The 21,613-nt window shown below is 58.7% G+C and carries 22 protein-coding genes; 19 read left to right on the top strand and 3 right to left on the bottom strand.

Annotated elements, in window-relative coordinates:
* The 5 genes from ACIQU2_RS16135 to ispD form a co-directional block, all read left to right on the top strand.
* Window positions 1-1,497: CTP synthase (locus tag ACIQU2_RS16135; protein ID WP_403142479.1), on the top strand; the 1,497-nt coding region annotated here is incomplete at its 5' end.
* A 5-nt stretch (window positions 1,498-1,502) separates the two neighbouring features.
* Window positions 1,503-2,348: a 3-deoxy-8-phosphooctulonate synthase gene (gene kdsA / locus ACIQU2_RS16140; RefSeq protein ID WP_046054578.1), complete on the top strand. Its 846-nt coding sequence runs from the start codon at window positions 1,503-1,505 to the stop codon at window positions 2,346-2,348.
* 156 nt (window positions 2,349-2,504) lie between these two features.
* Complete coding sequence (eno, locus tag ACIQU2_RS16145) at window positions 2,505-3,794, top strand: phosphopyruvate hydratase (protein ID WP_033059918.1); 1,290 nt, start codon at window positions 2,505-2,507, stop codon at window positions 3,792-3,794.
* A 170-nt stretch (window positions 3,795-3,964) separates the two neighbouring features.
* Window positions 3,965-4,243 (top strand): cell division protein FtsB, encoded by a 279-nt coding sequence (ftsB, locus tag ACIQU2_RS16150; RefSeq protein ID WP_008028992.1) that lies wholly within the window; start codon window positions 3,965-3,967, stop codon window positions 4,241-4,243.
* Complete coding sequence (gene ispD / locus ACIQU2_RS16155; RefSeq protein ID WP_347805633.1) at window positions 4,240-4,947, top strand: 2-C-methyl-D-erythritol 4-phosphate cytidylyltransferase; 708 nt, start codon at window positions 4,240-4,242, stop codon at window positions 4,945-4,947. The genes ftsB and ispD overlap by 4 nt, the downstream gene beginning before the upstream one ends.
* Window positions 4,948-5,047: 100 nt before the next feature.
* On the opposite strand, the gene ACIQU2_RS16160 is transcribed toward ispD, so the two are convergent.
* Window positions 5,048-5,944 (bottom strand): LysR substrate-binding domain-containing protein, encoded by an 897-nt coding sequence (locus ACIQU2_RS16160; protein WP_403142483.1) that lies wholly within the window; start codon window positions 5,942-5,944, stop codon window positions 5,048-5,050.
* A gap of 107 nt (window positions 5,945-6,051) precedes the next feature.
* Between ACIQU2_RS16160 and ACIQU2_RS16165 the strand changes: the two genes are divergently transcribed.
* The 8 genes from ACIQU2_RS16165 (at window position 6,052) to rpoS (ending at window position 13,197) form a co-directional block, all read left to right on the top strand.
* Window positions 6,052-7,164, top strand: a complete 1,113-nt coding sequence (locus tag ACIQU2_RS16165) for an S-(hydroxymethyl)glutathione dehydrogenase/class III alcohol dehydrogenase (protein ID WP_033059912.1) — start codon at window positions 6,052-6,054, stop codon at window positions 7,162-7,164.
* Window positions 7,165-7,172: 8 nt separating this feature from the next.
* Entirely contained in the window at window positions 7,173-8,018 is an 846-nt protein-coding gene (fghA, locus tag ACIQU2_RS16170; RefSeq protein ID WP_403142486.1) for an S-formylglutathione hydrolase, read from the top strand.
* 53 nt (window positions 8,019-8,071) lie between these two features.
* A complete protein-coding gene (ispF, locus tag ACIQU2_RS16175) occupies window positions 8,072-8,545 on the top strand; it encodes a 2-C-methyl-D-erythritol 2,4-cyclodiphosphate synthase (protein ID WP_010462780.1) in 474 nt (157 codons plus the stop codon).
* Entirely contained in the window at window positions 8,542-9,600 is a 1,059-nt protein-coding gene (gene truD / locus ACIQU2_RS16180; RefSeq protein ID WP_282482290.1) for a tRNA pseudouridine(13) synthase TruD, read from the top strand. The genes ispF and truD overlap by 4 nt, the downstream gene beginning before the upstream one ends.
* Window positions 9,588-10,337: a 5'/3'-nucleotidase SurE gene (gene surE, locus ACIQU2_RS16185; protein ID WP_129441651.1), complete on the top strand. Its 750-nt coding sequence runs from the start codon at window positions 9,588-9,590 to the stop codon at window positions 10,335-10,337. The genes truD and surE overlap by 13 nt, the downstream gene beginning before the upstream one ends.
* A gap of 41 nt (window positions 10,338-10,378) precedes the next feature.
* Window positions 10,379-11,014, top strand: a complete 636-nt coding sequence (locus ACIQU2_RS16190) for a protein-L-isoaspartate(D-aspartate) O-methyltransferase (RefSeq protein ID WP_173860469.1) — start codon at window positions 10,379-10,381, stop codon at window positions 11,012-11,014.
* 212 nt (window positions 11,015-11,226) lie between these two features.
* Window positions 11,227-12,084 carry a peptidoglycan DD-metalloendopeptidase family protein gene (locus tag ACIQU2_RS16195; protein ID WP_403142746.1) on the top strand — a complete coding sequence of 286 codons (858 nt, stop codon included), beginning with the start codon at window positions 11,227-11,229 and terminating at the stop codon, window positions 12,082-12,084.
* A 105-nt stretch (window positions 12,085-12,189) separates the two neighbouring features.
* Window positions 12,190-13,197, top strand: a complete 1,008-nt coding sequence (gene rpoS / locus ACIQU2_RS16200) for an RNA polymerase sigma factor RpoS (protein WP_054047143.1) — start codon at window positions 12,190-12,192, stop codon at window positions 13,195-13,197.
* Between the two features lie 484 nt (window positions 13,198-13,681).
* Here the strand turns inward: rpoS and fdxA are convergent, their stop codons facing one another.
* A complete protein-coding gene (fdxA, locus tag ACIQU2_RS16205; protein ID WP_003222178.1) occupies window positions 13,682-14,005 on the bottom strand; it encodes a ferredoxin FdxA in 324 nt (107 codons plus the stop codon).
* Window positions 14,006-14,147: 142 nt separating this feature from the next.
* The gene (gene mutS, locus ACIQU2_RS16210) at window positions 14,148-16,727 is read right to left on the bottom strand and encodes a DNA mismatch repair protein MutS (protein WP_403142490.1); all 2,580 of its coding nucleotides are present in this window, start codon (window positions 16,725-16,727) and stop codon (window positions 14,148-14,150) included.
* A 211-nt stretch (window positions 16,728-16,938) separates the two neighbouring features.
* On the opposite strand from mutS, the gene ACIQU2_RS16215 reads away from it, so the two are divergent.
* From ACIQU2_RS16215 to ACIQU2_RS16240, 6 genes are all read left to right on the top strand, one after another.
* Window positions 16,939-17,673, top strand: a complete 735-nt coding sequence (locus ACIQU2_RS16215; protein ID WP_033053549.1) for an XRE family transcriptional regulator — start codon at window positions 16,939-16,941, stop codon at window positions 17,671-17,673.
* A gap of 517 nt (window positions 17,674-18,190) precedes the next feature.
* Window positions 18,191-18,772 (top strand): DUF642 domain-containing protein, encoded by a 582-nt coding sequence (locus tag ACIQU2_RS16220; protein WP_129441657.1) that lies wholly within the window; start codon window positions 18,191-18,193, stop codon window positions 18,770-18,772.
* A 70-nt stretch (window positions 18,773-18,842) separates the two neighbouring features.
* Entirely contained in the window at window positions 18,843-19,190 is a 348-nt protein-coding gene (locus tag ACIQU2_RS16225) for a phage holin family protein (RefSeq protein ID WP_056739181.1), read from the top strand.
* A gap of 134 nt (window positions 19,191-19,324) precedes the next feature.
* A complete protein-coding gene (locus ACIQU2_RS16230; protein ID WP_403142493.1) occupies window positions 19,325-19,909 on the top strand; it encodes a hypothetical protein in 585 nt (194 codons plus the stop codon).
* Window positions 19,906-20,088 carry a DUF2635 domain-containing protein gene (locus ACIQU2_RS16235; protein ID WP_003198311.1) on the top strand — a complete coding sequence of 61 codons (183 nt, stop codon included), beginning with the start codon at window positions 19,906-19,908 and terminating at the stop codon, window positions 20,086-20,088. Before ACIQU2_RS16230 ends, ACIQU2_RS16235 begins: the two co-directional genes overlap by 4 nt.
* Complete coding sequence (locus ACIQU2_RS16240; protein ID WP_403142497.1) at window positions 20,088-21,584, top strand: phage tail sheath subtilisin-like domain-containing protein; 1,497 nt, start codon at window positions 20,088-20,090, stop codon at window positions 21,582-21,584. The genes ACIQU2_RS16235 and ACIQU2_RS16240 overlap by 1 nt, the downstream gene beginning before the upstream one ends.
* The last annotated feature ends 29 nt before the right edge of the window (window positions 21,585-21,613 follow it).

The following is a 21,613-nucleotide window of genomic DNA, read 5'->3' on the forward strand; positions in this document are numbered from 1 at the left end:
GTTGACCCGGGCACCATGAGCCCGTTCGAGCACGGTGAAGTGGTCGTCACCCACGACGGCGCCGAGACCGACCTGGACCTGGGCCACTACGAGCGGTTCATCCGCACGACCATGACCCAGAACAACAACTTCACCACCGGCCGTGTCTACGAACACGTCCTGCGCAAAGAGCGCCGTGGTGATTACCTGGGCGCCACCATTCAGGTGATCCCGCACATCACCGACGAAATCAAGCGCCGGATCATCAAGGGCGCCGGCGATGCTGACGTGGCCATGGTCGAGATCGGTGGCACCGTGGGTGACATCGAATCCCAGCCTTTCCTCGAAGCCATCCGTCAATTGCGTTTCGAAGTCGGCGCCAAGCGCGCGATGCTGATGCACCTGACACTGGTGCCGTACATCGCCACTGCCGGCGAAACCAAAACCAAGCCAACCCAGCACTCGGTCAAGGAACTGCGTTCCATCGGCCTGCAGCCTGACGTGCTGGTCTGCCGTTCCGATCACCCGATCGACATCTCCTCGCGTCGCAAGATCGCTCAGTTCACCAACGTTGAAGAACGTGCGGTGATTGCGCTGGAAGACGCCGACACCATCTACAAGATCCCGGGCATCCTGCACGCCCAGGGCCTGGATGATTTCGTTGTCGAGCGTTTCGGCCTGCAATGTGGCGGTGCCGATCTGTCCGAGTGGGAAGCCGTGGTCGACGCCAAGCTCAACCCTGAGCATGAAGTCACCATCGCGATGGTCGGCAAGTACATGGAATTGCTGGACGCCTACAAGTCGCTGATCGAAGCGATGAGTCACGCCGGCATCAGCAACCGCACCAAGGTCAACCTGCGCTACATCGACTCCGAAGACATCGAAAACCAGGGCACTGCGCTGCTGGAAGGTGTCGACGCGATTCTGGTACCTGGCGGCTTCGGTCTGCGTGGCGTGGAAGGCAAGATCACTGCCGTTCAATACGCTCGCGAAAACAAGGTTCCGTACCTGGGCATCTGCCTGGGCATGCAAGTGGCCGTGATCGAGTTCGCTCGTAACGTGCTGGGCTGGAAAGACGCCAACTCCACCGAGTTCGATCGTGCAAGCGGTCACCCGGTCGTGGGTCTGATCACCGAGTGGGAAGATGCCACCGGTGCCGTCGAAACCCGTACCGAAACGTCCGATCTGGGCGGCACCATGCGCCTTGGCGCTCAGGATTGCCTGCTGGAGTCAGGTTCCCTGGTGCACGATTGCTACGCCAAGGACGTGATCGTCGAGCGTCACCGTCACCGCTACGAAGTGAACAACAACCTGCTGCCGCAAATCATGGAAGCCGGTCTGAAAATCACCGGTCGTTCCGGTGATGGCGCCCTGGTAGAAGTGGTTGAAGCCCCGGATCATCCATGGTTCGTCGCTTGCCAGTTCCACCCTGAGTTCACCTCGACACCACGCGACGGTCACCCGTTGTTCAGCGGTTTCGTTAAAGCAGCTTTGGTTCAACACCAGAAGAAGGCGTAAATCCGATGGCCCAGAAGATCATCCGCGTAGGCGATATCGAGATTGCCAACGACAAGCCAATGGTGCTTTTCGGTGGCATGAACGTGCTGGAAAGCCGTGACATGGCGATGCAGGTCTGCGAGGAATACGTAAAGGTCACCGAGAAACTCGGTATCCCTTACGTGTTCAAGGCCAGCTTCGACAAGGCCAACCGTTCCTCCGTGACCTCTTACCGTGGCCCCGGCCTGGAAGAGGGCATGCGGATTTTTCAGGACATCAAGCAAGCGTTCGGCGTGCCGATCATCACTGACGTCCACGAGCCTGATCAGGCCGCGGTCGTCGCTGAAGTCTGCGATATCATCCAGCTGCCGGCCTTCTTGTCGCGCCAGACCGACCTTGTGGTCGCGATGGCCAAGACCGGTGCGGTGATCAACATCAAGAAAGCCCAGTTCCTCGCACCTCAGGAAATGAAACACATCCTGAGCAAATGCGTGGAAGCGGGTAACGATCAGTTGATCCTCTGCGAACGCGGTTCGAGCTTCGGTTACAACAACCTGGTCGTCGACATGCTCGGCTTCGGCATCATGAAGCAGTTCGAATACCCGGTGTTCTTCGACGTGACACACGCGCTGCAAATGCCCGGCGGTCGTTCCGATTCCGCCGGCGGTCGCCGCGCCCAGGTCACCGACCTGGCGAAAGCCGGTATGAGCCAGTCTTTGGCCGGCCTGTTCCTTGAGGCCCACCCGGACCCGGACAACGCCAAATGCGACGGCCCTTGCGCCTTGCGTCTGGACAAACTGGAGCCATTCCTGGCCCAGCTCAAAGCTTTGGACGAACTGGTGAAGAGTTTTCCGACGGTAGAAACCGCGTAATCCTCATTTCTCCGGTAAAGTACCGCACGAATTAATGCTCAGGCCCTCGGGTCTGGGCCTTATCGTCCGCAAGTCTGCCCGCTGCACATTACTTGCCGGCGATACAAGATTTCCTTCAGCTGCGTCGTTTTCGTCAACTTTGGAGTGTTTACAACAATGGCAAAAATCGTCGACATCAAAGGTCGTGAAGTTCTCGACTCCCGTGGCAACCCCACCGTGGAAGCGGATGTGCTTCTCGATAACGGCATCATCGGCAGTGCTTGCGCGCCGTCCGGTGCTTCCACTGGCTCGCGTGAAGCGCTCGAGCTGCGTGATGGCGACAAGAGCCGTTACCTGGGCAAGGGCGTACTCAAAGCCGTCGCCAACATCAACGGTCCGATCCGCGACCTGTTGAAAGGTGCAGATCCAAGCGACCAGAAAGCGCTGGATCACGCGATGATCAAGCTCGACGGCACTGAAAACAAAGGTTCTCTGGGCGCCAACGCGATCCTCGCCGTTTCCCTGGCAGCCGCCAAGGCCGCCGCACAGGACCAGGACCTGCCGCTGTACGCTCACATCGCCAACCTGAACGGCACCCCGGGTGTTTACTCGATGCCGGTTCCGATGATGAACATCATCAACGGTGGCGAACACGCCGATAACAACGTCGACATCCAGGAGTTCATGGTTCAGCCAGTAGGCGCCAAGTCTTTCTCGGAAGGTCTGCGCATGGGTACCGAGATTTTCCATCACCTCAAAGCCGTTCTGAAGGCCCGTGGCCTGAGCACTGCTGTGGGTGACGAAGGTGGTTTCGCACCGAACCTGGCCTCCAACGAAGACGCTTTGAAAGTGATCTCCGAAGCCGTGGCCAACGCCGGTTACAAGCTGGGCACCGACGTGACCCTGGCACTGGACTGCGCTGCCAGCGAATTCTACGAAGACGGTAAATACAACCTGTCCGGCGAAGGCCAGGTGTTCACCGCTGAAGGTTTCGCTGACTACCTGAAAGGCCTGACCGAGCGTTACCCGATCATCTCGATCGAAGACGGTCTGGACGAGTCCGACTGGGCTGGCTGGAAAATCCTCACCGACAAGATCGGCGAGAAAGTCCAACTGGTAGGCGACGACCTGTTCGTGACCAACACCAAGATCCTGAAAGAAGGCATCGATAAAAAGATCGCCAACTCGATCCTGATCAAGTTCAACCAGATCGGCACCCTGACCGAAACCCTGGAAGCCATCCAGATGGCCAAGGCCGCTGGTTACACTGCCGTTATCTCGCACCGCTCCGGCGAAACCGAAGATTCGACCATTGCCGACCTGGCCGTGGGCACTTCGGCTGGCCAGATCAAGACCGGCTCCCTGTGCCGTTCCGATCGTGTTTCCAAGTACAACCAACTGCTGCGTATCGAAGAGCAGTTGAATGGCAAAGCCAAGTACAACGGTCGCAGCGAATTCCGCGGTTAATCGTTAACTGGTAAAAGACACCGGATTGTGTCGGAAAAATCGCTACAGCGATGGATTTGCCACTAATCTGATGCCTTATAAGCACAAGCCTGGGTCTTCCAGGCTTCGTGCTATCAGAAGCTTCAAAGTTTTGGCATGGCTGTCTTTTTTCACTGGATACCTGATATTCGATGCGCAGTCCCAATTGGTTGTTCCTCGTTTTGCTCCTGCTGCTGGCTGGCCTGCAATACCGCCTGTGGGTGGGTAATGGCAGTCTGGCGCAAGTGGCCGAACTGACTCAGCAGATCGCAGATCAACACGCTGAGAACGAGGGGCTGCTTGAGCGCAATCGGGTGATGGACGCTGAAGTCAGTGAATTGAAAAAGGGCATGGAGACCGTTGAAGAGCGGGCTCGTCATGAGTTGGGCATGGTGAAGGACGGTGAAACCCTTTACCAGTTGGCTCAATGAACCCCTCGTTACCGGCCTTCTGGGCCGTGATTCCTGCCGCGGGCGTCGGTGCCCGTATGGCCGCGGACCGTCCCAAGCAATACTTGCAACTGGGCGGGCGCACTATTCTCGAACACAGCCTCGGCTGTTTCCTTGATCATCCTTCCCTGAAAGGGTTGGTGGTCAGTCTTGCTGTTGATGATCCTTATTGGCCGAACCTGGCGTGTGCTTTCGATCCGCGAATTCAGCGGGTTGAAGGCGGCTCCGAGCGTTCCGGGTCGGTGCTCAATGCGTTGCTGCATTTGCATGCACAAGGCGCTGACGATGAGGATTGGGTACTGGTTCACGATGCCGCGCGGCCGAATCTGAGCCGTGATGATCTGGACAAGTTGCTGGGTGAACTCGCAGATGATCCGGTTGGCGGACTGCTGGCGGTTCCGGCACGCGATACCCTCAAGCGGGTGGACAAGCACGGTCGCGTGATTGAAACCGTGGATCGCAGTGTGATCTGGCAAGCCTATACGCCGCAAATGTTTCGACTTGGCGCGTTGCATCGAGCGTTGGCGGACAGTCTGGTGGCCGATGCAGTTATCACTGACGAAGCTTCGGCGATGGAGTGGGCGGGTCTGGCGCCGCGGTTGATTGAAGGTCGGTCGGACAACCTCAAGGTCACGCGCCCTGAAGACCTGGAATGGCTTCGTCAGCGTTGGGCTAACCGCCGTTAAAAGATCGCAGCCTCGTTTCACTCGACAGCCCCTACACATTGCGGTGAACGCAGGCAATGTAGGAGCTGTCGAGTGAAACGAGGCTGCGATCTTTTGATCTTCAAACGCTGTACTCCGGCCTCAACGCCAACCCCTCCTTCAAATAATCCACCAACTTGCGCACCTTGGGCGACAGATGCCGTTGCTGTGGATAAAGCGCCCAAACGGCCGTGTTGGGCGGTTGATGCGCATCGAGCAGCGAAATCAATTCGCCGTTTTTCAGGTGCTCCAGGACGTAATAGTCCGGCAGCTGACACAAACCCACGCCCTGTAGCGCCGCATCCAGCACCGCTTGCCCACTGTTGCAGCGCCAGTTTCCCTGCACTCGTTGGGAAAATTCCCGCCCGTTCTGTTCAAGTTGCCAGAGGTCAGAGCTGCCGATCAGGCAATTATGCCGGCTCAGTTCCGACAAGCTATGTGGGCGACCATACCGTTCCAGGTAGGACGGCGACGCACATAAGTACATTCGCCGTGGCGCCAGGCGCGTTGCCACCAACCGTGAATCCTGAAGGCGACCGAGGCGGATCGCCAGATCCAGACCTTCATGCACCAGGTCGAGTTGACGATTGCTCAGTTCGATATCAATTCGAAGTTGCGGATAAAGCCGCATGAAACGCGTTACCAGCGGCACGATAAAGCGCTCGCCGTACGCTACGGCGCAGGTCATGCGCAGCATGCCTTTGGGTTCACTGGTCAGGTCGCCAACAGCGCGCAAGGCTTCTTCGCGGCCATCCTGCAATCGCTGGCAATGTTGCAGAAAGGTTTGCCCGGCTTCGGTCAGCGTGACCCGGCGGGTGCTGCGATAAAGCAGTCGCGTCTGAAGTCGCTCTTCGAGGCGTACTATTTGTCGACTGATGTGGGAGGACGAAACCCCGAGGCGTTCCGCGGCAGCCGTGAACTGGCTGCACTCGGCCACGGCGACGAACTCGTCGATACCTTCCCACCGGTTTTCGGACATCAAGGATTATCCCTGTATGGCAATAATGTTTTGCTTTTGTCCGGATTATTCACCGTCAGGCGGTGTATTACACTCCCTGTCTCGTTTTTATTCACTGGAGAGTCCACATGATCAAGTCGCGCGCTGCCGTTGCCTTCGAGGCCAAGAAACCCCTCGAGATCGTTGAAGTCGATGTCGCCATGCCAAAGGCCGGTGAAGTCCTGCTGCGTGTGGTTGCCTCCGGTGTCTGCCATACCGATGCCTACACGCTGTCGGGCGCGGACCCGGAAGGTATCTTCCCGTCGATCCTCGGTCACGAAGGTGGCGCGGTGGTTGAGGCGATCGGTGAGGGCGTGACCTCCGTTGCTGTCGGCGATCATGTGATCCCGCTGTACACCCCGGAATGCCGCCAGTGCAAATTCTGTCTGTCGGGCAAAACCAACCTGTGTCAGGCGATTCGCGCGACTCAGGGTAAAGGCCTGATGCCAGATGGCACTTCGCGCTTTTCCTACAAAGGCCAACCAATTTTCCACTACATGGGGACGTCGACGTTCTCCGAGTACACCGTGCTGCCGGAAATCTCCGTCGCCAAAATTCCAAAAGAAGCACCACTGGAAAAAGTCTGCCTGCTGGGCTGCGGTGTCACCACCGGCATCGGTGCAGTTCTTAATACCGCCAAGGTAAAACCAGGTGATACCGTCGCCATTTTCGGCCTCGGCGGCATTGGTCTGTCGGCGGTGATCGGCGCCGTCAAAGCCAAGGCTGCGCGGATCATCGCCATCGACATCAACCCGGCCAAATTCGAGATCGCCAAGCAGTTGGGTGCAACCGATTGTGTGAACCCGAAAGACTTCGATCGTCCCATTCAGGAAGTCATCGTCGACATGACCGATGGCGGCGTCGACTTTTCCTTCGAATGCATCGGCAATGTCCAATTGATGCGTGCCGCACTTGAGTGCTGCCACAAGGGTTGGGGCGAGTCGGTCATCATCGGTGTGGCCGGTGCCGGCCAGGAAATCTCCACGCGTCCATTCCAGCTGGTGACCGGTCGCGTCTGGCGCGGTTCGGCGTTCGGCGGTGTGCGTGGCCGTACCGAGTTGCCGAGCTATGTCGAGATGGCCGAAACCGGCGAGATCCCGCTGGATACTTTCATCACCCACACCATGGGCCTGGAAGATATCAACAAGGCGTTCGACCTGATGCATGAAGGCAAGAGCATCCGTTCCGTCATCCATTTCTGAGGTCGGTCATGAGCCTGGAAAATATCTCCTGCCAGAAAAGCTTCGGCGGCTGGCACAAACGCTATCGGCACCGCTCCGATGTGCTCGGCTGCGACATGGTGTTTGCCGTGTACCTGCCGCCGCAAGCGGAGCAGGGCGGCAAGTTGCCGGTGCTGTACTGGTTGTCCGGGCTGACCTGCACCGACGAAAACTTCATGCAAAAGGCCGGCGCCATGCGCATGGCCGCCGAGCTGGGGCTGATCATCGTTGCCCCGGACACCAGCCCTCGCGGTCCCGATGTGCCGGGTGATCCGGATGGCGCCTGGGACTTCGGTCTCGGTGCCGGGTTCTATCTGAATGCCACGCAGGAACCCTGGTCGCGACACTATCGGATGCATGACTATGTCGTGCAGGAATTGCCTGCATTGGTCGAAGCCCATTTCCCGGCGTCGGACAAACGTGGCATCAGCGGTCACTCCATGGGCGGCCACGGTGCGCTGGTCTGCGCGTTGCGTAATCCGGGGCGTTATCAGTCGGTGTCGGCATTCTCGCCGATCAACAATCCGATGGATTGCCCTTGGGGGCAGAAAGCCTTTTCCCGCTACCTGGGGGAAGACCGGTCGAAATGGCGCGAGTGGGATGCCTGCGTCCTGATTGCCGAAGCGAACGAGAAGTTGCCGTTGTTGGTCGACCAAGGTGATCGCGACGATTTCCTGGCCACCCAGCTCAAGCCTGAAGCCTTGCAACAGGCCGCCAAACTGGCCGGTCATCTGCTGACGTTGCGCTTGCAACCCGGCTACGACCACAGCTATTTCTTCATCGCCAGCTTCATCGCCGACCACCTGCAACATCATGGGCGCGCTCTAAGCGCCTAATGTCCGACAAAGCAGGTAGAATCACGCCCTGACAAAAATCGGGGCGTTTTTTTATGCGTATTGGCCACGGCTATGATGTGCACCGTTTCGCTGAAGGCGATTTCATTACTCTGGGCGGCGTGCGCATTGCACACGGCTTCGGGCTGCTCGCTCACTCCGACGGTGACGTCCTGCTGCACGCCTTGAGCGATGCCTTGCTCGGCGCCGCTGCGCTGGGTGATATCGGCAAGCATTTCCCGGACACCGACCCGACATTCAAGGGCGCCGACAGCCGAGTGCTGTTGCGTCACGTCGTCGCACTGATCCACGCCAAGGGCTGGAAAGTCGGCAATGTCGATAACACCATTGTCGCCCAGGCGCCGAAAATGGCCCCGCATATCGAATCGATGCGCGCGCTGATTGCCGCGGATCTTCAAGTTGAGTTGGATCAAGTGAACGTGAAAGCTACCACCACCGAAAAGCTCGGCTTTGTCGGTCGCGAAGAAGGCATTGCCGTGCACTCCGTTGCCTTGTTGCTGCGCGCATGAACGAACTGCAATTGCTCGGCCCACGTGCCTATGGCGAAGCCCTCGGCACCGCAGTATTGAAAGCCACGGCGGAAGATTTTCAGGTCGATGAAGTCCTCAATATTCCCCTCAGTGGCGACGGTGAACACTTGTGGATCTGGGTGGAAAAGCGCGGTCTGAATACCGAAGAAGCAGCACGGCGGATCGCCAAGGCGGCGGGCGTGCCATTGCGCACCGTCAGTTACGCGGGCCTCAAGGATCGTCAGGCGCTGACTCGCCAGTGGTTCAGCGTGCAGCTGCCGGGCAAGGCCGATCCTGATCTGTCGGCGGCGGAAAACGATACGCTGAAGATCCTCAAGACCGGCCGGCACAAACGCAAGCTGCAACGCGGTGCTCACTCAGCCAATGGCTTCACGTTGAGACTGACGCAATTCGCTGGCGACAAAGCGGCGATCGAGGAGCGTCTGCAACTGATCGCCAAGCAAGGTATTCCCAATTATTTCGGTGCCCAGCGTTTCGGATTTGACGGCGGCAACGTGGTCGATGCCCGTGCATGGGCGGCGCGTAAAGCGTTGCCGGAACAGCGCAACGTGCGTTCGCGTCTGCTCTCTACGGCGCGCAGTTTTCTGTTTAATCAGGTGTTGGCGGCCCGTGTCGCCGATGGCAGCTGGCAGCGTGCTCAGGTCGGCGATCTGCTGGCCTTCACCGACAGCCGCAGCTTCTTTCCGGCAGGTGAAGCCGAGTGCAGCGACCCGCGTCTGGCGATTCTCGATCTGCACCCGACCGGTCCGCAGTGGGGCGAAGGTGACTCGCCGGCCACTGGCGCTGTCCATGAACTGGAGCAGGCAATCGCCACTCGCGAAGCAGACTTGCGTGATTGGTTGATTAACGCCGGTATGAGCCACGAACGTCGCATCCTGCGGCTGCCCATTGGTGGGTTGACGTGGCATTATCCCGAGCCTGACATTCTGCAACTGGAATTCGTCCTCCCGGCCGGATGCTTCGCCACCGTATTGGTGCGCGAGCTCGTTGATCTGGTGCCGGTGGGGCAGACGGACAGCCCATGCGTATTCTGATTTCTAACGACGATGGGGTAACCGCACCCGGACTCGCCGCGCTTTATGCTGCGCTGGCGGATTACACCGAATGCGTGGTTATCGCCCCGGACCAAGACAAAAGCGGCGCCAGCAGCTCGCTGACGCTCGACCGTCCGTTACACCCGCAAACCCTGGCCAACGGCTTTATCAGCCTCAATGGCACACCGACCGATTGCGTGCACCTGGGCCTCAATGGCTTGCTGGAGCGCGAGCCGGACATGGTGGTTTCGGGCATCAACCTGGGCGCCAACCTGGGTGATGACGTGTTGTATTCCGGCACCGTGGCGGCGGCCCTTGAGGGACGTTTCCTGGCGCGTCCTTCGTTTGCCTTTTCGTTGGTCTCACGGCAAGTGGAGAACCTTCCCACAGCCGCGTACTTTGCGCGCAAACTGGTAGAGGCTCACGCGGACCTTGAACTGCCACCGCGTACGGTACTGAACGTGAACATTCCCAATTTGCCGCTGGACCACATCCGCGGTATTCAGCTGACCCGCCTCGGACATCGCGCTCGTGCTGCAGCGCCGATGAAAGTGGTCGATCCGCGCGGTAAATCCGGTTACTGGATTGCGGCGGCGGGGGATGCCGAAGACGGTGGCCCGGGCACCGATTTTCATGCGGTGATGCAAGGCTATGTTTCAATCACCCCACTGCAACTGGATCGCACCTTTAATGATGCCTTCAGAAGTCTCGATGGCTGGCTGGAGGGGCTGAACTAATGGCTCGTGAACAAGACGATATTCTGCGTCGTGGCATCGGGATGACCTCACAACGGACCCGTGAGCGCCTTATTCAGCGCCTGTATGAAGAGGGAATTTCCAACGCCAAGGTGCTGGAAGTCATTCGCCGTACACCGCGTCACCTGTTCGTCGACGAGGCGCTGGCTCACCGTGCCTACGAAGACACGGCGCTGCCGATCGGCAATAACCAGACCATCTCGCAGCCTTATATGGTGGCTCGCATGAGCGAGTTGCTGCTGGAGGCAGGTCCTCTCGACAAGGTGATGGAAATCGGCACAGGCTCGGGCTATCAGACGGCGGTGCTGTCGCAACTGGTCGAGCGGGTATTTTCCGTCGAGCGCATCAAGGTTTTGCAGGACCGGGCCAAAGAACGCCTGGTGGAGCTGAACCTGCGCAACGTGGTGTTCCGCTGGGGCGATGGTTGGGAAGGCTGGCCGGCGCTGGCGCCGTACAACGGCATTATCGTGACCGCGGTGGCGACCGATGTACCTCAGGCGCTGCTTGATCAATTGGCGCCGGGAGGGCGGCTGGTGATCCCGGTCGGATCGGGTGAGGTTCAACAATTGATGCTGATCATCCGGGAAGAGCAGGGCTTTTCCAGGCGTGTTCTGGGGGCTGTTCGCTTCGTCCCGTTACTCAATGGGCCACTCGCCTGAGCATTTGTTTCAGCGCGCTGAATTCTCTTCGATTGCTCCTGTCTTACAGCGGCATCGATCAGTTAAACGGGATTCATCGTCAGGCAGCAAACGTGTGCGCGAAGCCATTTCGCTTCATAAAAGGTAAAGCCTGCACGGCTCGTTATACTTGCGACATTTCAATGCCGGAACACGGCAATCCACATTTTCAGCCACCACAAAGGGAGCGGCGGGTGAGTCTCACAGTCATTGCGCAGCGAATGGGTAAAACGAGCTTTCAGCGCCTGGTGACTGGCCTTGTCTTGAGCACCTTGCTGATCGGTTGCTCCAGCAACAAATCGAGCGATGTACGCATCGTCGATCGCAACAACGCCGTCGCCCAGCGTCCGGCAGTGACCACGGGTCAATACGTCGTCCGACCTAAAGACACCTTGTTCTCCATCGCCTTTCGCTACGGCTGGGACTACAAAGCCCTCGCGGCACGCAACAACATTCCTACGCCTTACACGATCCATCCGGGTCAGACGATTCGCTTTGACGGTCGCACCGGTTCAACGCCGACGCCGGTGGCCAGCTCCATAGATTCAACGCCTTCTTCGTCGCTGAAAACAACGGTTATCCGGCGCCAGGCGAATGGCGCAACCACCAGCACAGCAGTGGTTGCACCGTCCGTCGCCAGCAAGTCGACCCCTGCTCCGATGCCTCCTGCCGGTCCGGCCCCGACCGGCTGGGGGTGGCCATCTAATGGCATTCTCATTGGAAAATTCTCTTCAAACGGCAGTTTGAATAAAGGAATTGATATCGCCGGGGATTTGGGACAGCCTGTTTTAGCTGCGTCTGATGGGACGGTGGTATACGCCGGGAGTGGCTTAAGGGGCTACGGCGAATTAGTCATCATCAAACACAGCGATACCTACGTCAGTGCCTACGGACATAACCGCAGGCTGTTGGTTCGGGAGGGGCAGCAGGTCAAGGTCGGACAGACAATTGCCGAAATGGGGTCAACGGGTACAGACCGGGTGAAGCTGCATTTTGAGATTCGCCGACAAGGTAAACCTGTAGATCCGCTGCAATTCCTGCCACGTCGTTGATCGCTTTCCAGCCTGTTCCGTCGCGTAGAGGGAACAGGCTCCAGCGTTGCCAAGGATAGAGGCGCCGCTCGAGCCTGAGGTCGAACTCACCAAAGGACTATAACAATGGCTCTCAGTAAAGAAGTGCCGGAGTTTGACATCGACGATGAGGTTCTCCTGATGGAGACCGGCATCGCTACGGATTCGATGTCGAATGATGAAGGGGCTGCTCCACCTTCCGTTCGTGCCAAATCCAAACACTCCGCCTCGTTAAAGCAACACAAGTACATTGACTACACGCGTGCACTCGATGCCACGCAGCTGTACCTCAATGAGATTGGCTTTTCCCCTCTGCTGTCCCCCGAAGAAGAAGTTCATTTTGCGCGTTTGTCGCAAAGTGGAGATCCGGCTGGGCGCAAACGCATGATTGAAAGTAACCTGCGGCTGGTGGTGAAAATCGCCCGGCGTTACGTCAATCGTGGCCTGTCGCTGCTGGACCTGATCGAAGAGGGCAACCTCGGTCTTATCCGGGCAGTAGAGAAGTTCGACCCCGAGCGCGGCTTCCGCTTTTCGACCTACGCGACCTGGTGGATTCGTCAGACCATCGAGCGCGCGATCATGAATCAGACCCGGACCATCCGGTTGCCGATTCATGTGGTCAAAGAGCTCAACGTGTACCTGCGGGCTGCACGGGAGCTGACGCAAAAACTCGATCACGAACCCTCACCCGAAGAGATTGCCAACCTGCTGGAAAAACCAGTGGGAGAGGTCAAGCGCATGCTCGGCCTGAACGAGCGGGTTTCTTCGGTCGACGTCTCGCTGGGTCCGGATTCGGATAAAACCCTGCTGGACACCCTTACCGATGACCGTCCAACCGATCCATGTGAACTGTTGCAGGATGACGACCTGTCCCAGAGCATCGATCAATGGCTCTCGGAGCTGACCGACAAGCAACGTGAAGTGGTGATACGCCGCTTCGGCCTGCGCGGTCACGAGAGCAGCACGCTTGAAGATGTAGGCCTGGAGATTGGCCTGACCCGGGAGCGGGTCAGACAGATTCAGGTTGAAGGCCTGAAGCGTCTTCGGGAGATTCTCGAGAAGAATGGCCTGTCGAGCGAGTCGCTGTTTCAATAAGCAATTTGCTGGCTGGCATTAAAAAGCCCTGACTGGTTCAGGGTTTTTTATTGCCTGGGAGACAGGTCGGGTTTTCCCTCCGTCATCACCTCTGGTTTGTAGTCTCTCGCTGTAAGTGTTTGCTTACTCTTTCGTAAGTGTTCGCTAATTTCAGGGGTGGCAGCCGTACATATTCCTACGTGATAGATGATTAACTAATTGATTTATGTGCTTATTTTTTAAGATTAATAGCTTGTGACAGCCAGTTTCAGCTAACGGGGGTGATTGCTCTTGGTAGGGAACTCTCTAGTATCTGAACTGTGTCGACGGACAGACACGCCCTTCAAGGATGAGGGGGAAGGACATCGCAGGAAGCGATTCATCAGGACGATGAAAAGGAACACAGGGAATAGGGAAAAAATGTGGGCGGGTCAAACCGCCCCTTTTTTTGCCTGCAGAAAAGCAAAAAGGCCCACAAGGGGCCTTTTCGAGAACGCGGGGGTAATCAGCGTTCGAGGTCTTTGATCTTGCCTTTGACGCCATCCCACTCTTCGGCATCGGGCAACGATTCTTTCTTCTCGGTGATGTTGGGCCAGATTTCCGCCAGCTCAACGTTCAGCTGAATAAATTCCTGCATGTCTTCCGGGACTTCATCTTCGGAGAAGATGGCCACGGCAGGGCATTCTGGTTCGCACAGTGCGCAGTCGATGCACTCATCCGGGTGAATCACCAGGAAGTTCGGGCCTTCGTAAAAGCAGTCCACCGGACAGACTTCTACGCAGTCGGTGTACTTGCACTTGATGCAGTTGTCGGTGACGACGAAGGTCATTTCTAATTTTCTCCTCAGGCGGCGGCAGCGGAGCCCCTTCACGTTGGGGTCGCCAGGTTTGGGAGCGATAGTCTGCTGGTCAGGCTATAAGCCAGCAGCATCCCAAACCGCGCGAGATTCTAACAGCTTGCAGGCAAGTGCGTTAGATCCGTGTCTTTAGTGTATAGAGCATTTCGAGCGCCCGACGCGGTGTCATGTCGTCCAGATCAAGTTTGGCCAGATCATCCAGCACCGGATGCGGCAGGCTGGCGAACATGTCGCTCTGCTGCGGCGCGGCCGGTTTGCCTTTGGCAGTCTTGGGAACTTCATGAGGCAGGGCGGTCGCTTCCAGTCGGCCCAGGTGTTCGCGAGCGCGCACGATCACATCGCTCGGCACACCGGCCAATTGCGCAACCGCAAGGCCGTAGCTCTGGCTGGCAGGCCCGGGCAGCACGTGATGCAGGAACACGATGCGCTCGTTGTGCTCGGTGGCATTGAGGTGCACGTTGGCCACCAGCGGCTGGGCTTCAGGCAGTACCGTCAGCTCAAAGTAGTGGGTGGCGAACAACGTGTAAGCCCGCAGGTGCGCCAAGCGTTCAGCCGCGGCCCACGCGAGGGACAGACCGTCAAAGGTGCTGGTGCCGCGACCGACTTCGTCCATCAGCACCAGGCTGCGCTCGGTGGCGTTGTGCAGAATGTTCGCGGTTTCGCTCATTTCGACCATGAAGGTCGAACGCCCGCCGGCCAGGTCATCGCTGGAGCCGATCCGGGTAAAGATGCGGTCCACCAGAGACAACTCGCAACTGGCTGCCGGCACGAAGCTGCCGATGTGTGCCAGCAGCACGATCAGAGCGGTCTGGCGCATGTAGGTGGATTTACCGCCCATGTTCGGACCGGTGATCACCAGCATGCGGGTGTTGTCGTCGAGGCTCAGGTCGTTGGCCACGAACGGCGTGGTCAGTACTTGCTCGACCACCGGGTGACGACCCTGGCTGATGCGCATGCATGGCTCACTGACGAAGCGCGGGCAGTTCAGATCGAGGTTCAGCGCGCGTTCGGCAAGGTTGCTCAGCACGTCCAGTTCGGCCAGTGCCGCGGCGGTGTCCTGCAACGGTGGCAGTTGGGCGATCAAATCTTCGAGCAGTGCTTCGTAGAGCATCTTCTCGCGCGCCAGGGCGCGGCTCTTCGCCGACAGTGCCTTGTCTTCGAACGCCTTCAGTTCCGGCGTAATGAAGCGCTCGGCACCTTTCAACGTCTGGCGGCGGATATAGTCTGCCGGCGCCGATTCAGCCTGCTTGCTTGGCAACTCGATGAAGTAGCCATGAATGCGGTTGTAACCGACTTTCAGATGAGACAGGCCGGTGCGGGCCTTCTCACGGGCTTCGAGGTCGATCAAAAACTGCCCGGCGTTTTCGCTGAGCGATTGCAAATCGTCCAGCTCGGCGTCGTAACCGGTTTTCAACACGCCACCGTCACGAATGACGGCCGGCGGGTTGTCGATGATGGCTTTTTCCAGCAGCGCCGCCAGTTCCGGGTAGGTGCTGGTGGTCGTCGCCAGTTGAATGATGTGCGGAGCTTCCAGCTCAGTCATTGCCACTTGCAACTCAGGCAATGCACCGAGCGCATCGCGCAGGCGAGCCAGGTCACGAGGGCGGGCATTGCGCAGGCCGATCCGCGCCAGGATCCGCTCGATGTCGCCGATTTCCTTGAGCTGCGGCTGCAGTTTCTCGAAGCGGTAACCGTCGAGCAGGCAGGTGATCGAGGTCTGGCGCGCCAGCAACACGGTTAGATCCCGCAGCGGACGGTTCAACCAGCGGGTCAGCAGGCGGCTGCCCATGGCGGTCTGGCAGCGATCGACCACCGATTGCAACGTGTTGTCGCGACCGCCAGCCAGGTTAGTGTCCAGTTCCAGGTTGCGACGGCTTGCGCCGTCCAGCACCACGGTGTCGTCCAGGCGTTCATGCCGCAGGCTGCGCAAATGGGGCAGGGCGGTGCGCTGGGTTTCCTTGGCGTAACTGAGCAGGCAACCGGCGGCGCCAATGGCCAGGGTCAGGTTCTCGCAACCGAAACCTTTCAGGTCCTGAGTGGAAAACTGCTGGCAAAGACTTTTCAGCGCCGAATCACGTTCGAAATCCCACGGCGCACGGCGACGAACCCCACGACGTTTCTCCGCCGGCAGATCCTTCGGCCAGTCGTCCGGGATCATCAGCTCCACTGGATTGACGCGCTCCAGTTCCGCCAGCAGGTTTTCCCAGCCCTTGATCTCCAGCACGGTGAAGTTGCCGCTAGTGATATCCAGCACGGCCAGACCGAACAGACGCTCGTCACCCAGCACGGCCGCGATCAGGTTGTCCCGACGCTCATCCAGCAGCGCTTCGTCACTGACCGTACCCGGCGTGATGATCCGCACCACCTGACGATCCACCGGACCCTTGCTGGTCGCCGGGTCGCCGACCTGCTCACAGATCACCACCGACTCGCCGAGCTTGACCAGTTTCGCCAGGTAACCTTCCGCGGCATGGTAAGGAATCCCACACATCGGAATCGCCTGACCGGCCGACTGCCCACGGGCGGTCAGGGTGATGTCCAGCAATTTGGCGGCTTTCTTCGCGTCTTCGTAGAAGATCTCGTAGAAGTCGCCCATGCGGTAGAACATCAGCTGGTCTGGGTGCTGGTTTTTCAGGCGCCAGTACTGCTGCATCATTGGCGTGTGGGAGGACAGATCGGAGAGCGCTTTATTCATCGGATAATCAGGCAAATTCGTTGAAAGGTGTAGGGCAAAGGAGGGGCATCGGCCCGGCTTTTCCGCGATGGGCGCAAGGTTAACATGGGCGGTCCACCCGACGCAGGCATGAAAGCCCTGCGATACATTTCTTCTGTCTATGCACGACATATGCGCAATTTATGCAATTTGGCATTTGTCTTCCACGAAAAGAACAAGCACTATGCGCTTTATGCAAAAACGCAATGTTTCTACCGTCTTAAGAGCGCTGCTCGATCAGCACGGGATCTCCCCTACGGAGCTTCACCGTCGCACCGGCGTGCCTCAATCCACTCTCTCGCGGATCCTCAGCGGGAAGATCGTCGATCCCTCGGATAAGCACATCTCGAAGATCGCCGAGTACTTCGCCGTGAGCACCGATCAGTTGCGGGGCCGTGCGGATGTCGCTCCGGCAGCCAGCACCGGGCGCGATCAATTGCATTCGGAACTCAAGGACATAAGTCTGTGGGACGACGATACGCCTGTCGATGATGACGAGGTATCGGTCCCCTTTCTTCGCGAGGTTGAATTGGCTGCAGGATCAGGAAGGTTCGTCATCGAAGAGAGCGAGCGCTCTAGTCTGCGCTTCGGCAAGCGGAGTCTGCGCCACAACGGCGTGCAGTTCGACCAGGCCAAATGCGTGACGGTGCGCGGCAACAGTATGTTGCCGGTACTGCGCGACGGCGCCACCGTCGGCGTCAATGCCGGCAAGTGCGGGATCGGCGATATCGTGGATGGCGACCTTTATGCCATCAACCATAACGGCCAGCTGCGGGTGAAACAGCTTTATCGCCTGCCTACCGGGATACGCCTGCGCAGCTTCAATCGCGATGAACATCCGGACGAGGACTACACCTTCCAGGAAATCCAGGAAGAGCAGATTGTCATCCTCGGTCACGTCTTCTGGTGGGGCATGTACGCCCGTTAACCTCACCGCTGTCAGATAAAACCCGCCATTGAGCGGGTTTTTTTTCGCCTGCCGAAAGCCGTCAGCGCCTTTGCCTGCGGGACCTTCATGCGCCAATGCATTTCAAGCGCATAAATAAATGCATTTGTGCATTGACTGTATATGCATCCATGCATATTCTTTGTCTCAAGCCGCTCAACAAAGCAGCTCGAAACGAAGCTCTTTAGTTCCACCACAAAGGCAGCGATGAACCGGCCTCAACGGTTCAGAGGGTTGGCAACTGACCCGGGTGTGCAGCGTAAAGCACCAAAAGCAGTTATCCGGCGGGCAGGGACCGCGGTCGGAAAAACAATCTGAATGGACCCGTACCGCGCCAGTAGCGTCGAAAGGTCAACGCGAAGGACCGCATTACTGAAAAGCCTGGGCGACCGGGCTTTTTGGAATGCCTGCCTACCGTCAGGTATATCAACCCCCCATTGGGGATCGACTGTGCAGCGGCCGTTGCGCAATCAAGACATTCCACTTAATAGGTAAAACCATGAACGGACTCAAGAAAATCATTGCCCCGCTGATGTTGGCTTTGGCCCTTGTCGGCCTTGCTGGCAGTGCCACCGCGGCGAACCTCCTGGTCAACGGCAGCTTTGAACAACCCGGCTGCAGCGACAGCTGCGTGCTGGACACGACGGTGAAAGCCAACTTCATCACGGGCTGGACGACCTTTCTGTCGGGTGCCGAGTATTTCAACATGCGCGCTTCGATCCCTGGATCTGCGGCAGCGGAAGGCGCAGTGATCGTCGATCTGGCTAACAACGTTTACAGCAATGGTGGCGGGATTCAGCAGAACTTTGCCACCGTGATAGGGGCCAAGTACCGATTGACTTTCAGCATGGGCAATTCGATGTACGCCAACCGATCCGGCGATGGTGTCGTGCAAGTGAAAGTGGCCGGTCAGACCGCGCTCTTCAACACACCAACGGTCAAGGGTGGCGTCGTCGAGTGGAATACCGTGACTTATGACTTCACTGCTACCACGAATCAAACAACCCTGGCCTTTTCCAACGAGCAGAACCCGTACGTCAACTTCGCTTTCATCGACAACGTGATCGTTGAAAAGCTGTAGTTCTTCGTCGATCAAAACCAGGCGGCTCATTTCCGAGAGGCGCATCTCATCGATCCCCGGGAGGCGTGACATGACAAACGAGCAACAAGCGTTGCTGGACATGCCGATCTGGCTCGTCATCGTCCTCGCCCTGGTGGGCGGGGTGTCCGGCGAAATGTGGCGCGCCGACAAGGAGGGCGCCCGTGGCTGGTCATTGCTGCGGCGTCTGGCCCTGCGATCCGGGGCCTGCATGGTCTGCGGGGTCTCGGCCATCATGCTGCTGTATGCCGCCGGCGTGTCGATCTGGACGGCTTGCGCGTTCGGTTGCCTGACGGCGATGGCCGGGGCAGATGTTGCCATTGGCCTTTATGAACGCTGGGCGGCCAAGCGGATTGGCGTTTGCGAAGTGCCGCCGCGAGATACCCGCCAGGATCACTGAACACCAAGCCCAATGGAATGGCGAGCAGCGGTGCCGACCGGCATCCGACCCGCAAGGATGCGGGTTTCCCACGGCCAGTAACTTTCACTCAAACCCGCCAACAAGCGGGTTTTTTATTGCCCGGTGAAAACACCATGAAGATCACCCCACTGATTACCCAACTGCGCGATCACTGCCCAACCCTCGCCAATCGCGTGGCTGCCGGCATCGACCTCGAAACGCTGCAAGCCAGTACCCCGTTTTCAACTCCTTGCGCCTACGTGGTGCCGATTGCCGATCTGGCGGGCGCAAACGCGGCGCAAAACGCTACGTGGCAGACCATTCGCGACCGCTTCGAAGTGACCCTGGTGCTTGACACCACCGACGCTACAAAAGCGCTGGATCTGTTGCACGACCTGCGGGCCGAACTGTGGCGGGCGCTGGTGGGTTTCAAGCCCGGCAGTGATTACGACGCCATCGCCTATGACGGCGGCGAACGGGTTTCCATCAACAGCAACCGGGTGCTGTATCGCCTGCGCTTTTTTGCCGAGTTCCAGCTCGGCCGCAATCTGCCTGGTCAGCCTGCGGAGAGCTGGCACGAACGTGAACTGGACGGTTTGTCGTCCTTTACCGGGGTCACCGTGCGGGTCGATGCGATCGATCCGGCGGACCCCAATCTGAAACGCCCAGGCCCCGACGGACGCCTGGAACTGACTTTCTCTGGAGACGTAACCCCATGAGCAAACGCATCACCGTGCTGCCGGCCCCAGGCCGCGCCGTGCCGGACCCGGAAGCGGGCGATCTATTGCCCCTCGAGGGCCGTGAAGTGCCGGACAACGCCTGGTGGCGTCGACGTCTGGCCGATGGCGATATCACTACCAAAGCCGTGAAAGCGGCGAAACCACAGGGAGCCAAATAATGGCGATCGGATTCAGCAACATCCCCGCGGACATTCGTGTTCCGCTGTTTTACGCCGAGATGGACAATTCGGCCGCCAATAGCGCGTCGTCGGCCATGCGCCGTTTGATCGTCGCTCAGGTCAACGACAACATTGCGCCGGCCGAGGTTGGCAAACTGGTGTTGGTGTCCAGCGTGGCGCTGGCCAAAAGCATTGGCGGCCAAGGCTCGATGCTCGCTTCGATGTATGAAACCTGGCGCAAGACCGACCCGATTGGCGAGATCTGGTGCCTGCCGCTGCACAACACTGAAGGCAGCATCGGCAAAGGCGTGTTGACCCTGACCGGCGCGGCCACTCAAAGCGGTGTGCTCAACCTGTACGTTGGCGGCGTGCGTGTTCAAGCAGCCATCGTCAACGGCGCCACGGCGGCTCAGGCTGCTACCGCGCTGGCGCTGAAAATCAACGCCTCGGCCGATCTACCGGTCAGCGCTGCAGCGGTTGAAGGCATCGTGACCCTGAGCGCCAAATGGACTGGCGACAGCGGTAACGACATCAGCCTTCAATTCAATCGCCTGGGCAAGAGCAACGGCGAAGAAACTCCGGCCGGCCTGACCACGGCCATCACCGCCATGACCGGCGGCGCCGGTGTGCCGGATCAGGTCGCTGCGGTAGCGGCGCTGGGCGATGAACCGTTCGAGTTCATCTGCATGCCGTGGTCGGATCTGAGCACCCTCAACACCTGGCAAGCCGTCATGGATGACAGCACCGGTCGTTGGTCGTGGGCCAAGCAATTGTTCGGTCATGTCTACAGCGCCAAGCGCGGCACCATTGGTACTTTGGTCGCTGCCGGCCAAGCGCGTAATGACCAGCACATGACCCTTCAGGCGCTGGAACCGGGTGTACCGCAACCGTTCTGGGTTCAGGCCGCTGCACTTGCTGCGCGCACCTCGGTGTTCATCTCCGCCGATGCCAGCCGTCCGACCCAAAGCGGCAGCCTGCCAGGTCTCGACCCGGCACCGGCCAGCGAGCGTTTCACCCTGACCGAGCGTCAGTCGCTGCTCAACTACGGGATCGCTACCGCGTACTACGAAGGCGGCTACGTGCGCATTCAACGTTCGATTACCACCTATCAGAAGAACGCCTACGGCCAGGCAGACAATTCCTACATGGACAGCGAAACCATGCACCAGTCGGCGTTCATCGTGCGTCGGCTGCAAAGCGTGATCACCAGCAAATACGGTCGCCACAAACTGGCCTCTGACGGCACCCGTTTCGGCGCCGGCCAGCCGATCGTGACCCCGAGCACTATTCGCGGCGAGCTGATCGCCCAGTACGCCAAGCTCGAACTGGAAGGCCACGTCGAAAACGCCGAGCTGTTCGCCGAGCACTTGATCGTCGAGCGCGACGTGCAGGACCCGAGCCGGGTCAACGTGCTGTTCCCGCCGGATTACATCAACGGTCTGCGCGTGTTCGCGCTGCTCAACCAATTCCGTCTGCAGTACGACGACGCAGCCTGATCGCTGCCTTTGACTGTGTGATTTCAGCC

Source organism: Pseudomonas sp. NPDC098740 (assembly GCF_044760065.1).
GTDB classification, from domain to species: Bacteria; Pseudomonadota; Gammaproteobacteria; order Pseudomonadales; family Pseudomonadaceae; genus Aquipseudomonas; species Aquipseudomonas rossensis.